Raw genomic sequence first — 13,013 nt, 5'->3', positions numbered from 1 at the left:
GGGGCTGTGGGGCGAAAACCCCGCATGCCTTCTAGCTTACGCCTTATTTTGCGCGTTCGCCGACCCAGGCCGGCACGCCGGCCAGGGCATTCGCCAGGCCGCTAGCATCGGTGCCGCCAGCCTGCGCCATATCGGGGCGTCCGCCGCCTTTTCCGCCCACTTGCTGTGCAACGAAGTTCACCAGCTCGCCCGCTTTGACCTTGGAAGTCGCGTCCGCCGTCACGCCGGCGATCAGGCTGACCTTGCCGTCCGCCACGCTGGCCAGCACGATGGCGGCCGTCTTCAGCTTGTCCTTCAGCTTGTCCATGGTTTCGCGCAGGCGGGCCACGTCGGCGCCGTCCAGCACGGCCGCGAGCACCTTGATGCCATTGACATCGACGGCTTGCGTGACCAGCTCATCGCCCTGGCCCGAAGCCAGTTTCGATTTCAGCGCGGCCAGTTCCTTCTCCAGCGCCTTCACGTGGTCCTGCACCTGGACGATGCGGGCCGTCAATTCTTCCGGCTGCGCCTTCAGCGCGTTGGCCGCTTCGACCAGGCGGCGGTTGATGGTTTGCACCAGCGCCAGCGCGCCCTCGCCCGTCACGGCTTCCACGCGGCGGATGCCGGCGGCTACGCCGCTTTCGCCGATGATCTTGAACAGGCCGATATCGCCCGTGCGCTGCACGTGGACGCCGCCGCACAGCTCTTTCGAGCTGCCGATGTCGAGCACGCGCACTTCGTCGCCGTATTTCTCGCCGAACAGGGCCATCGCGCCATGCTTGACGGCGTCGTCAAACGACATCAGGTGCGCCTGCGTGGCGCGGTTTTCCAGGATCTCCTTGTTGACGATCGTCTCCACGGCGGCGATCTGCTCCGCCGTCATCGGCGCATTGTGGCTGAAGTCGAAACGGGTTTTATCGGGATCGACCAGCGAACCCTTTTGCGCCACATGGCCGCCCAGCACTTCGCGCAAGGCCTTGTGCATCAGGTGCGTGGCCGAGTGGTTGCGGATGGTGCGCGCGCGCTTGGCCGTGTCGACTTCGGCCGAGACGGCGTCGCCCACTTTCAATACGCCGGACTCGAGCACGCCGTGGTGGCCGAACACGTCGGCCTGGATTTTCAAGGTATCGCTGACGGCAAAGCTGCCCGCGCCCGAGGCGATCACGCCCTGGTCGCCCACCTGGCCGCCCGATTCCGCGTAGAACGGCGTCGTATCGAGCACGACGATGCCCGCTTCACCGGCCTTGAGTTCCTGCACGGGCGTGCCGGCCGCGTACAGCGCGACGACCTTGCTGCTGAACGTCAATTGATCGTAGCCGACGAAGGTGTTTTTCTCGCCCGTGTACTCGACCTTGCTGTCCTTGTGCGTCTTGCCGCCCTTGCGCGACAGTTCCTGGCTTTCCTTCAGGGCCGCGTCGTAGCCAGCCTGGTCGAAACGGATGTTGCGTTCGCGGCAGATGTCGGCCGTCAGGTCCGGCGGGAAGCCATACGTTTCGTACAGGGTAAAGGCGGTGGCGCCGTCGATGCCCGTGGCATCCTTGGCCAGCTGCGCTTCCAGCACTTTCATGCCCGTTTCCAGGGTTTCGCCGAAACGCTCTTCCTCGGCTTTCAGCATGCTGGCGACGTTGTCTTTCGCTTCTTCCAGCTCCGGATAGGCGCCGCCCATCTCGATGGCGAGATCCGCCACCAGCTTGTAGAAGAACGGTTTCGTCTGGCCCAGCTTGTGGCCATGGCGCAAGGCGCGGCGGATGATGCGGCGCAAGACATACGCGCGGCCTTCGCTGCCCGGGATGATGCCGTCGACGATCATGAAGGCGGCGGCGCGGATGTGGTCGGCGATCACGCGCAGCGACTTGTTTTCCAGGTCCGTGGCGCCCGTTTCGCGCGCGGCAGCCTTGATCAAATGCTGGAACAGGTCGATTTCATAGTTCGAATGCACGTGCTGCAGCACGGCGGCCAGGCGCTCCATGCCCATGCCCGTGTCGACGCACGGCTTCGGCAGCTTGTGCATGACGCCCGCTTCGTCGCGGTTGAACTGCATGAACACGAGGTTCCAGATTTCAATGAAACGGTCGCCGTCTTCGTCAGGCGAGCCCGGCGGGCCGCCAGGAATGTCGGCGCCGTGGTCGTAGAAGATTTCCGTGCACGGACCGCATGGGCCCGTGTCCGCCATCTGCCAGAAATTGTCGGACGCGTAGCGCGCGCCCTTGTTGTCGCCGATACGGATGATGCGCTCGGTTGGCACGCCGATTTCCTTGGCCCAGATGTCGTACGCTTCGTCATCCTCGATATACACGGTGACGGTCAGCTTGTCGGCTGGCAAGCCATACACCTTGGTCAGCAGTTCCCACGCGTATTGAATCGCGTCGCGCTTGAAATAGTCGCCGAAGCTGAAGTTGCCCAGCATTTCAAAGAACGTATGGTGGCGCGCCGTGTAGCCGACGTTTTCCAGATCGTTATGCTTGCCGCCGGCGCGCACGCAGCGCTGCACCGAGGTGGCGCGCGTGTACGGACGGCTGTCCGTGCCCGTAAACACGTCCTTGAATTGCACCATGCCGCTGTTCGTCAACAGCAAGGTCGGATCGTTGCCTGGCACCAGGGAGCTGGAACGGACGATGGAATGGCCCTTGGACTCGAAAAATTTGAGGAACTTGTCGCGGATTTCAGTTGATTTCATGTTTTTTTGGCAAAGAGTGGCGGCAGCTTTAAAGGGAAGATTATACGTGATATGGGGTACGGCATTGACGGCTGGCACGGCCATTGTTGCGCCCGTGCCAACATCGACAGCCGGCCAGCTCAGGCCGGGTCGTGATGGCTGGCGCAGGCGTGCGGTGCGGGCGTGGCCTTGGTCGCAGCGGTAGCCGCGCTGGCGCCGGCGGCCGCATTGCAGTCGGCGCAGCGGCCGTACAGGGTCAGTTCGTGGCGCTCGACGACAAAGCCTTGCGGCGCCATGCGCTTCAAGTCGCCCGGACAGTCATGCACATCGAACACGCGCTGGCACGTGGTGCACTGGAAATGGTGGTGGTGGTGATTGGCGGCCGTGTTCGACTCGTAGCGCGGGTTTTCGCCCGGCAAGGTCACCACGTGCACCTTTTCTTCCAGCACCAGCGACTTCAGGTTGCGGTAAACGGTGGCGATGCCCAGCTGCGTCACTTGCAAGCTGGCCTGTTCAAGGATTTCCTGCGCCGACAGGGGGCGCTGGGCCGACTCGATGGCGGCTTGAATAGCGGTTTTTTGACGTGTTGTGCGTTCCATAGCCGACAGAATACACCATCCGCCTATATGTACCGCCCGGAAAAACTGTCACACAGTAATGATAATGGGTTATCATTATCATCTTCTGGCAGCCACCCCATCCGGCAATGGCCTGCCCTGACACGTCAAACCGATCGCCGATAAAGGAATTCTTGCCCATGTCCGTCCGTCCTCACCAACCCACTCCCCTCGCGCTGGCCATCATGCTGGCCTTTGCCGCCCCCGCCAACGCCCTGGCGCAGCAGGTAGCCACTTTGCCTGCCGTCACCGTCTCGGCCAGCGCCCTGGCCCTGGGCAGCGACGACATGAGCACGCCCGTGACCGTACTGGAAGGCGAGGAACTGGTGCGCGCCCGCGAAGCGACCCTGGGCGAAACCCTGGCCGGCCAGCCCGGCATCACGTCCAGCCATTTCGGCGCCGGCGCCAGCCGCCCCATCATCCGCGGCATGGATGGCCCGCGCGTGAAGGTGCTGTCCGATGGCGCCGAGGTGCAGGATGCCTCGACCATCAGCCCCGACCATGCCGTCGCGGCCGAACCGATGCTGTCAGAACAGATTGAAGTCTTGCGCGGCCCGTCCGCGCTGGCCTACGGCGGCGGTGCCGTCGGCGGCGTCGTCAATGTGATCGACAAGAAAATCCCCACGCGCGTGCCGGCGAAAGGCTTCGAAGGCAGCGCGGAAGTGCGCGCCAACTCGGCGGCGCGCGACAAGGCGGGCGCCTTTGAAGTCACTGGCGGCTCCGGCAACATCGCCTTCCATGCGGAAGGCGTCAAGCGCGACGCGAAGGAATACAAGGTCGGCAGCGGCTGGGAAGGCGGCTCCAGGGTGGCCGGCAGCTACAACAAGACGGACACGGCCAGCGTGGGCCTGTCGTGGGTGGGACAGCGCGGCTTCCTGGGCCTGGCCTTCACCAGCCAGCACGCGGAATACGGTTTGCCTGGCCACAACCATGAATTCGAAAGCTGCCACCCGCACGGCACGCATTTGCATTGCGGCGGCCACGAGGGCCACGGCCATGGCGATGAGGAGGAACACGACCATGACCACGAAGATGGCGCCGTTCCCTACGTGAAACTCAAAAGCGAGCGCTGGGACGTGCGCGGCGAATTGCGCGATCCGGTGCCCGGCTTCGCCAAGCTGCGCCTGCGCGCCGCATTCACCGATTACAAGCACGATGAAATCGAAGGCACGGAAATCGCCACCACCTTCAAGAACAAGGGCCACGACGCGCGCCTGGAAATGGAACACCATCCCGTCTTCGGCTGGCGCGGCGTCGTCGGCCTGCAAACGTCGAAGCGCGATTTCTCCGCCCTGGGCGAGGAAGCCTACGTGGCGCCCACCGTCACCAAGAAACATGCGGCCTTCCTGGTCGAGGAATACAAGCTGGACCAATGGCGTTTCGAAGCGGGCTTGCGCCACGAGTGGCAAGACATCACCGTCGACAGCGCCACCTTGCAGGACCGCAGCGCCAAGGGCACATCGATCTCCTTGGGCGCCGTGTGGAAATTCGCGCCCCAGTACTCGCTCGGCTCGACCATCTCGCGCACGCACCGTCTGCCCAGCGCCGAGGAACTGTATGCGCACGGCGTGCACATGGCCACGGCCACGTATGAACTGGGCAATCAAAACCTGGGCAAGGAAACGTCGAACAATATCGATTTGACCCTGCGCAAATATGCGGGCGCCACGACCTTCTCGGCCAGCGCCTACCGCAACAAGGTCGATAATTACATCTTCGGCTCCACGCTGGACAGCCACGAAGGCTTCCAGCTGATCCAGTACGCTCAGCGCGACGCCACGTTTACGGGTGTCGAAGGGCAGATCCGCCAGCAACTGAACCCCATGTTCGGCGCCAGCGTGTTCGGCGACTATGTGCGGGCCAAGCTGGCCGACGGCGGCGCAGGTAACAATAACAACCTGCCGCGCATCCCGGCCCAGCGTTTTGGCGTGAAATTCGACGCCAACTGGCAGGCATGGAGCGGCGTGGCCGAGTTCTACCGCGTGGGCAAGCAAGACAAGGTCGCCGCGTTCGAAACGGCAACCCCGGGCTACAACATGCTCAACCTGTCCGCCAACTACGACACGCGCATCGGCACGACGCCGGCCCAGTTCTACATCAAGGCGAACAACCTGACGAATGAACTGGCGTACAGCCACACCTCGTTCATCAAGAACGCGGCGCCGTTGACGGGGCGCAACCTGACGGTCGGCATGCGCGTGACGTTCTAAGGATGGAAGCGTAGGTCGGCTTAGCGCGTGGCGCGTAAGCCGACGTTGCCACGGCACCACGAAGTCGGATTACGCTACGCTAATCCGACCTACGCCTTGATCAGATCGATCCTGTCCGTACAAAATCCGTCCACGCCCCAGGCCAGCAGTTCGCTGGCCCGTTCCGGGGTGTTGACGGTGTAGCAGAACAATCCCAATCCCTCCCCTTTGACTGCCAGCGCCAGCGCGCGCGTCAGCTGGTGGTGGTCGCAATGGAGCGCCGCCACACCCAGTTCCTTTGCCGTGCGCGCCCAGCCATCCGGTATCTGTTCGACCAGCCAGCCGCGCGCCAGTTCCGGCGCCGCCTGGCGTGTCGCCTGCAGGGCGGCGATGCTGAACGACGAGAGCAAGGGCAATAACTCTCCTGCAGCAAGCTCCTTTGCAAAATAATCGCGCGTGGCCCGCGCCACCGTCTCGCCCGTAGGCACGTCGAAGCCGGGCGCCGGCTTAATTTCGATATTCATCCAGATCCGCTGCGCCTTGCAATACGCCACCACAGCCTCGAACGTGGGCACGCCCTCGCCCGCGAATGCGGGGCCGAACCAGGCGCCCGCCTCCATCGCTCCCAGCTGCGCGGCCGTGTAATCGTTGACATGCCCGCTGCCGGCCACGGTGCGGCCCAGCTCTGGGTCATGCACGACGACGGGCACGCCGTCGGACGCCAGCATGACGTCGAATTCCACGGCGCGGTAGCCGTAGGCCAGGCCGCAGCGCAGGGCGGCCAGGGTGTTTTCAGGCGCCAGGGTGCCGCCGCCGCGGTGCGCCAGGGTGCGTGGATAGGGCCACATGGGGATTCCTTTATAGCAAAGACTGTCTTGCCATACTATTGCGCGCCCATCGTAAAAAGTAAAGTGGCCCCGTTTGGCGGCGCGACGCTGCGAATGGCGACGCGCCCAGGCCGTTTCGTCGCAACCCTGTTGCGCCCTGGCCCGCGCTGACACACAATGCCCCATCGCTACCAGCAGACACTTCCATGAACTCCGACGCCCCTTCCGCCGGCGCCCCCGCCAGACGCCGCTTTCCCTACCACCGCTTGCTGCTCGACGCTCGCTATGCGCTGGCGCTGAACGCGATCTGCGCGCTGGTCATTACCTTCATCCTCAATCCGGGCAGCCATTTCGGACACAACCTGATCGCCTCGATGTGCATCGGCACGATCGCCTTCCTGCTGATCGACGGCATGCGCCTGACTTTATGGGGCGCGGACCAGCGGCCCAGATTCCTGCCCTTCATGCTCATCATCCTGCTGTCCGTGCCCGTGGCGCAAATGCTGGGCCTGGCCCTGTTCGGCTGGCTGACGGGCGTGGAAGTGGGCGGCTTCGAAAACCTGTTGCCCACGCAAATGATGGGCACGCTCGTGTTCACCCTGCTGGCCACGGGCGGCGCCGTGCTGTTTTTCTCCAGCCGCGAAAAGATTGCCCGTCTGCAAATGGTGGCTGCCGAGGAAAAGGCACGCGCCGAATCGGTGGCGCGCCAGGCCATGCAAGCGCAGCTGCAACTGCTGCAGGCGCAGATCGAGCCGCACATGCTGTTCAACACCCTGGCCAACCTGCAGGGCCTGATCAGCTTTGATACGGACCGCGCCCAGTTGCTGCTCGACCAGTTGATCCAGTACCTGCGCGCCACCTTGAGTTCCTCACGCGCCGGGTCCACCACTCTCGCGCAGGAGTTTTCCCTGATGCAAGCCTACCTGGGCCTGATGTCGATACGCATGGGTGCGCGCTTGCGCTTTACGCTGGACTTGCCCGAGGCCTTGCGCGATATCAAGGTGCCCCCCATGCTGCTGCAGCCGCTGGTGGAAAACGCCATCCAGCACGGCCTGGAACCGAAGATCGAAGGCGGCCATATCCATGTGCAGGCGTCTACGGACGGCGGCGCGCTGGTGCTGACCGTCAGCGACGACGGCCTGGGCCTCGACCATCCGGGCCAGACCAAGGGCACGCAGCTGGGCGTGGCGAATATTCGCGAACGCCTGCACGGCATGCATGGCGATGCCGCCAGCCTGTCGCTGATCGCCAATACGCCGGCAGGCGTTGTCGCCCGTCTTCAATTTCCCATTCACTCCACCACCACGAGTCCCACGCCATGACCAGTTCCACCCCGCGCGCCCTGATCGCCGAAGACGAACCCATACTCGCCGCCGCCCTTGCGCACGCCCTGCGCCGGCTATGGCCGGAACTCGACATCGTTGCCACCTGCGCCAACGGCGTGGAAGCCTTGCAGCAAGGCCTGGCGCTGCAGCCCGAGATACTCTTTCTCGATATCAAGATGCCAGGCAAGACAGGCCTGGAAGCGGCCGAGGAGCTGGCGGAACAGTGGCCGGACGGTATCCCGTTCCCCCACATCGTGTTCGTTACCGCCTACGACGAATATGCGCTGGCCGCCTTCGAGCACGCGGCCGCCGATTACGTCTTAAAACCCGTCAACGAGGCGCGCCTGGGCAAGACGGTGGAACGCTTGCGGCAGCGCTTGCGCGACGGCGGCAGCAGCAGCAGCAGCAGCGGCACCGCTGCAGCAATAGCCGCACCAGCGGCAGCCACGACAGCGCCGCCAGTGGTTCCAGTGGCGCCGTCGACCGGGTCCGCCAGCGATGACAACATGGCCCGCCTGTTGAGCCAGCTGCAAGCCATGCTGCCGCCCGCGCCGCGCCTGCACATGATACGGGCCGCCGTGGGCAACAGCGTGCGCATGATCGCGCTGGCCGATGTCGTGTATTTCGAGGCGCTGGACAAATACATCAACGTCGTGTGCCAGGACAGCGAAGCGCTGATACGCACGAGCCTGAAGGAACTCTTGCCCCAGCTGGACCCGCAACAGTTCTGGCAAATTCACCGGGGCACCATCGTCAATGCCAGCGCCATCGCCACGGCCGTGCGCGACGAGGCGGGCAAGCTCTCGCTGACCCTGCGCCAGCATCCGGCGCAGCTGCGCGTCAGCCCTTTATATGCTCATCTGTTCCGGCAAATGTAAGGCGCGCCAGAGCCAGGCTCTAGTGGAGCTGGTGCTTCAGGTCCGATAATTCATCGTGGACCTTGAGCACGGCGCTCTTCATTTCCGGCGTCACGCTGGTCGCCGTGCCGCACGCCCGCTTGGCGCGGTCGCCCAAGGACTCCATCTGGTCGACGGCTTGCCGGATGCGCGCATCGTCCTGCGTGTCGATGGCTTGCCGCACGGCGCTCTTTTGCTGGTCCAACTGGTTGATGCAATCCTTCAAGTCCATCGGCATGCCCTGCTGCTTGCCGCACAACTGGGCCGCCTGGCCGATCGCGTGTTCGATGGCGCCGAAGCGCCGTGCTACTTCCTTTACCTGCATCATGATCTGTCCTCCCATGGTAATCACAATTGGATCGCCAGGCCGGCCCAGGGTTCCCCGCCACCCGCTACGGGATTGAAATTTCCATGAGGCACTTTTTTTGTAAGCGCTTGTGACATTTTAGATAATTATCAAATTCCTCAGATACATTGGCGTACCTGAACCACCTAGCCCTCCATGACCTCGTTGCCATCCCTGCCCCGCCGCGCGCCCGGTCTGCTGCTGATCGTCGTGCTGCACGCGGGCTTCGCGTATCTTGTCCTGCAGTCGCGGCCCCGCGCCGTCACGGATGAGAACCTGCCGCAAGGTCCATCCATCATCTGGCTGCGCTACACTCCGCCGGCGGCGCCCAAGCCGGTACCCGTTCCGTTGCCCAGCGCAAAACCAGCCGCCGCGCGCCCGCCCCGCCTGCCGGTACCAGTTTCGGCACCCATCCGCCGCCCCTTGCCGCCACCCGCCGTCGAGCTGATACCCGCGCCAGCGCCAGCAACGCCGCAAGCGATCACGCTCGTCGCGCCACCGAGCGCGGCCGACATCCTGGCACAGGCCAAGCGCGACGTGGGCAAGATCGACAGGGAGCTGCGCAAAGAATTCCCGCAGCGGGGAGAACAAAAACTCGAGGACACGGGCTTCAAGCGCATGCAGCAAGGCTTTGCCGAGGCGTATGCCGCCGTGCCGCCGAAATGGTACGAGGCGTCAAAGATCGAGGAAGTGGGCGCGAACGAGGCCAAGGGCAGCCGCACTTATAAAATCACCAGCGCGCTGGGCACCTTGTGCGTGACCACGCGCGCGGGCAAACAGGGGGAAACGATGATCGGCAACTGCCCCAAATAGCCGGACTCAAGCCACGGCTTCGCGCGCGCCCAGCGGCTGCAAGTGGCGCAGGCGCAAGGCGATCAGCACGCCGCCGCCCAGGCACAGGCCCAGCATGGCGACCACGCCCGTCCAGCCGTCGAAGCCCCACATCATGCCCGAGGCGGAACCGATCAGGCTCGAGCCCAGGTAGTAGAACAGCAGGTAGAAGGCCGAGGCCAGCGCCTGCGGCGCGCGGGCGCGGCGGCTGACCCAGCTGCTGGCGATCGAATGCGAAGCAAAGAAGCCGAAGGTGGCCAGCGCCATGCCGATGACGATCAGCGGCAGCGAGTCGAACAGGGTCAGCAAAATACCGGACAGCATCACCGACAGCATGATCCACAGCACGCCCCGGCGTCCCAGGCGGTCCACCAGACGGCCCGCCCAGACGGAACTGAAGATGCCGATCAGGTACAGAAAGGCCAGCAAGCCGACCGTGCTCTGGCGCAAGCCGAATGGCGCGGCCAGCAGGCGGTAGCCGATGTAGTTATACAGGCTGACAAAACAGCCCATCAGCACGAACGCCAGGCAAAACAGCCACGGCAAGCCCTGATCGGAAAAATGCTGTTTGATGGCATGCGGCAAGGCATTCCAGCCCTTTGTGCTGGGCACGAAATTCTTCGATGCCGGCAGGCTGCGCCAGAATTCCGCCGCCGCCAGCACGCCGGCCACGCCCAGCACGCCCAGGGCCCAGCGCCACGAGAGGAAATCGCTGAGCATGGAGGCGATCAAGCGCCCCGACATGCCGCCAAACGCGCTGCCGGCAATGTACAAGCCCATCGACAGGCCCAAGGACGGCCCCTCGATTTCCTCGCCCAGGTAAGCCATGGCCACGGCCGGCATGCCGCCCAGGGCCACCCCCAGCGCGGCGCGGATCGCCAGCAGTTGCGCGTAATCCTGCGCGAAGGCAGACAAAATCGTCAATATCGCGGCGGAAAACATCGACGCCACCATCAGCGGCTTGCGCCCTACCCGGTCCGAGACGGCGCTCAGCAGCACCAGCGAGATGGCCAGCAAGCCGCTCGACACGGACAGCGACCAGCTGCTTTGCGCCGGCGTCAGATGAAACTCATGCGACAACAGGGGAAACAGGGGCTGGATGCAATACAGCAGGCTGAAGGTGGAAAAGCCGCCAAAGAACAGCGCGCGGTTGCTGCGCTTGAATTCGAGGGAACCCTTGGCGATGGCCGTGCGGGGAGCGGGAGCGGAAACCGGGATGGCGGAAGGTGCAGCGGGGGCAAAGGCAAGCGATGAATCAGACATGGCCGTGTTTCGGAAAGGAAGCGAGTCTTCATCTTAGGATTGCCAACTCATATCGTCCAATATATATTCAAGGCCCAACTCATACTTTAAAACGATTACTGGACCACCATGGAACTGCGCCACCTGCGTTACTTTGTCGCCGTCGCCGAGGAACTGCACTTCACGCGCGCGGCCGAGCGCCTGCACATCGGCCAGCCGCCGCTGAGCCAGCAAATCCAGGCGCTGGAAGGGGAACTCGGTGCGCAGTTGTTCGAGCGCAACAAGCGCTCCGTGCGGCTGACGGAAGCGGGCCGTCTTTTTCTCGACGATGCGCGGCGCATCCTGGCCCTGTCGGAACAGGCGGCCGTCACGGCGCGCCGGGCCCAGCGGGGCGAAGCGGGCGAATTGCGCATCGGCTTTACCTTTTCCACGCCATTTACACCGTATTTCGCCACCGTCATCAACCGCTACCGCCAGCAATTTCCGCACGTCACCTTGACCCTGCATGAAATGGCGACCCTGCATCAGCTTGAAGCGATTTCGGGCAGGACGATGGACCTGGGCTTCGTGCGCCCGCCGGAAACGACGTATCCATCGGATATCAGGCTCACGCAATTGCGCCAGGACCCGCTGTTCCTCGTGCTGCCCGTCGCCCACGCGCTGGCGGCCAAGGACAGCATCGCCATCGCCGACATGGCCGGCGAAGGTTTTGTCATGTACCCCAAGGATGCGGGCACGGGGATTTATCCGCAGATTTTTCGACTGTGCAAGGCCGCCGGCTTCGTGCCCCAGGTCACGCAGGAAGCGGGCGAAGCGTCGACCATCATCGGCCTGGTGGCGGCCGGCTGCGGCATTTCCGTGCTGCCCGCCTCGTTCGACCGCATCCGCATGGATGGCGTGTGCTACCGCCCGATCGCCGACCCGCAGGCGACCACCAGTTTATTACTTGCACAAAGGGAAGAAGAGACGTCGCCGCTGGTGGCGGCGTTCGTCAAGCTGGCCGAGGAAGCGGCCATGGAAGGAAAGCAGTAGGTCGGATTAGCGGGGCCGCCGAGGCCCGCAGGGCGTAATCCGACAATCGCATGCATCAATGCAACGCCAGCAATGTCGGCTTACGCTGCGGCTGTGCCGCAGCTAAGCCGACCTACAGGACGCGCGTCGGCGTAGGTCGGATTAGCGGTGGCGAAGCTGCCCCGTGATCCGACATCAACGATCACGAATAATCCGCGTCCAGCTCGGAACCCGCGTAGTTTTCCAGGTCCTCGAACAGGCTCTTCATGCTGGCCCGCGTGAGGATTTTCTGCACCACGGTGCAGCTGCGGCGGTAGGACGCGATGCGGTCGAGCAACACCGGGTGGTGCTGCACGGGCACCTTGGCCACCAGGGCGGCCCAGCCTTCCTCGAAGTCGGGCTTGTTCTTGCGCACGGAACGTACGAAACGCTCAAACTCCTTCTGTCCCGTGCGCGCGACGATGCGCCCGCCGCCTTCGATGGCGAAGATGATGGCCAGCGCGATGACGCCTTCGGCATTCAAGTCGCTGTCGCTGACGGGGCCGTTGTCATGGTGGCGTCGCAGCCAGCCGGCCAGGCGCACGACGGCTTGCACTTCCTTGCGCTGTTGCAGCTGCAGCGCATACTTTTCATAACCGGCCCAGTTCTGGTTCGGGTCGGCCTGGCAAATATCGATGAACAGCTCGCGCAAACGGCGCGCAAGGTAGACGGGGTCCTGGTCGTATTCGCCGACCAGGGCGTCTTCCGGCAGCTGCGACAATTCCTTGATCAGGCGGAAACCCACCTGGAACGCGTGCTCGGCGCCGTGCTCGACGAGGAAATCGAGCGCGGCCTGGTCGCCTTCATGCGTGACGGCCTGCTCCAGGCCCAGCGACACGCCACCCACCGTCAAATACAACGCTTTCTGGATGCCGTCGGCCGTGCGTTCATTCGTGAACTTCTCGGCCACCATGGCCGTGATGCCCGTCAATTCATCGGCCAGGTTCAGGGCCGCGTCTTCGCGCGGGTCGCCCGGCAACAGTTTGATGGCGCGCACGAGGCGCGGAAGATTCTCTACAACAATTGCTGGCAGCATTAGTAATTCCCTGCTTTCA

Annotated in this window: 11 protein-coding genes; 5 read left to right on the top strand and 6 right to left on the bottom strand. The window is 63.8% G+C overall.

Translation table 11 applies throughout. The features are described from left to right. Nucleotides 1–43: 43 nt before the first annotated feature. The gene (gene alaS, locus ACQ4W4_RS14255; protein ID WP_436542557.1) at nucleotides 44–2,656 is read right to left on the bottom strand and encodes an alanine--tRNA ligase; all 2,613 of its coding nucleotides are present in this window, start codon (nucleotides 2,654–2,656) and stop codon (nucleotides 44–46) included. 119 nt (nucleotides 2,657–2,775) lie between these two features. Beyond that, a complete protein-coding gene (locus tag ACQ4W4_RS14250) occupies nucleotides 2,776–3,234 on the bottom strand; it encodes a Fur family transcriptional regulator (RefSeq protein ID WP_436542556.1) in 459 nt (152 codons plus the stop codon). A 158-nt stretch (nucleotides 3,235–3,392) separates the two neighbouring features. Between ACQ4W4_RS14250 and ACQ4W4_RS14245 the strand changes: the two genes are divergently transcribed. Further along, nucleotides 3,393–5,462 (top strand): TonB-dependent receptor domain-containing protein, encoded by a 2,070-nt coding sequence (locus tag ACQ4W4_RS14245; protein WP_436542555.1) that lies wholly within the window; start codon nucleotides 3,393–3,395, stop codon nucleotides 5,460–5,462. A gap of 89 nt (nucleotides 5,463–5,551) precedes the next feature. Here ACQ4W4_RS14245 and ugpQ read toward each other — a convergent pair whose 3' ends face one another. Next, entirely contained in the window at nucleotides 5,552–6,289 is a 738-nt protein-coding gene (ugpQ, locus tag ACQ4W4_RS14240; protein ID WP_436542554.1) for a glycerophosphodiester phosphodiesterase, read from the bottom strand. A 185-nt stretch (nucleotides 6,290–6,474) separates the two neighbouring features. On the opposite strand from ugpQ, the gene ACQ4W4_RS14235 reads away from it, so the two are divergent. Then, complete coding sequence (locus ACQ4W4_RS14235) at nucleotides 6,475–7,590, top strand: sensor histidine kinase (protein ID WP_436542553.1); 1,116 nt, start codon at nucleotides 6,475–6,477, stop codon at nucleotides 7,588–7,590. Next, on the top strand, nucleotides 7,587–8,471 hold the full coding sequence (locus ACQ4W4_RS14230) for a LytR/AlgR family response regulator transcription factor (protein ID WP_436542552.1): 885 nt from the start codon (nucleotides 7,587–7,589) through the stop codon (nucleotides 8,469–8,471). The genes ACQ4W4_RS14235 and ACQ4W4_RS14230 overlap by 4 nt, the downstream gene beginning before the upstream one ends. A gap of 19 nt (nucleotides 8,472–8,490) precedes the next feature. On the opposite strand, the gene ACQ4W4_RS14225 is transcribed toward ACQ4W4_RS14230, so the two are convergent. After that, nucleotides 8,491–8,817 (bottom strand): hypothetical protein, encoded by a 327-nt coding sequence (locus tag ACQ4W4_RS14225; protein ID WP_070221866.1) that lies wholly within the window; start codon nucleotides 8,815–8,817, stop codon nucleotides 8,491–8,493. 174 nt (nucleotides 8,818–8,991) lie between these two features. On the opposite strand from ACQ4W4_RS14225, the gene ACQ4W4_RS14220 reads away from it, so the two are divergent. Then, nucleotides 8,992–9,648 (top strand): hypothetical protein, encoded by a 657-nt coding sequence (locus ACQ4W4_RS14220; RefSeq protein WP_436542551.1) that lies wholly within the window; start codon nucleotides 8,992–8,994, stop codon nucleotides 9,646–9,648. 6 nt (nucleotides 9,649–9,654) lie between these two features. Here ACQ4W4_RS14220 and ACQ4W4_RS14215 read toward each other — a convergent pair whose 3' ends face one another. Then, nucleotides 9,655–10,929, bottom strand: coding sequence for an MFS transporter (locus tag ACQ4W4_RS14215; protein ID WP_436542550.1), 1,275 nt, complete (start codon nucleotides 10,927–10,929; stop codon nucleotides 9,655–9,657). A gap of 108 nt (nucleotides 10,930–11,037) precedes the next feature. Here ACQ4W4_RS14215 and ACQ4W4_RS14210 point away from each other — a divergent pair, with 108 nt between their 5' ends. After that, complete coding sequence (locus tag ACQ4W4_RS14210; RefSeq protein ID WP_436542549.1) at nucleotides 11,038–11,940, top strand: LysR family transcriptional regulator; 903 nt, start codon at nucleotides 11,038–11,040, stop codon at nucleotides 11,938–11,940. 181 nt (nucleotides 11,941–12,121) lie between these two features. Here the strand turns inward: ACQ4W4_RS14210 and ACQ4W4_RS14205 are convergent, their stop codons facing one another. Then, nucleotides 12,122–12,994 carry a hypothetical protein gene (locus ACQ4W4_RS14205; protein ID WP_436542548.1) on the bottom strand — a complete coding sequence of 291 codons (873 nt, stop codon included), beginning with the start codon at nucleotides 12,992–12,994 and terminating at the stop codon, nucleotides 12,122–12,124. Nucleotides 12,995–13,013 lie beyond the last annotated feature (19 nt).

The sequence above is a fragment of the Janthinobacterium glycogeni genome (assembly GCF_051380725.1).
Taxonomy (GTDB): domain Bacteria; phylum Pseudomonadota; class Gammaproteobacteria; order Burkholderiales; family Burkholderiaceae_D; genus Janthinobacterium.
Note: the sequence above shows the minus strand (reverse complement) of the source record. Positions and strands in the feature narration are given on the sequence as shown.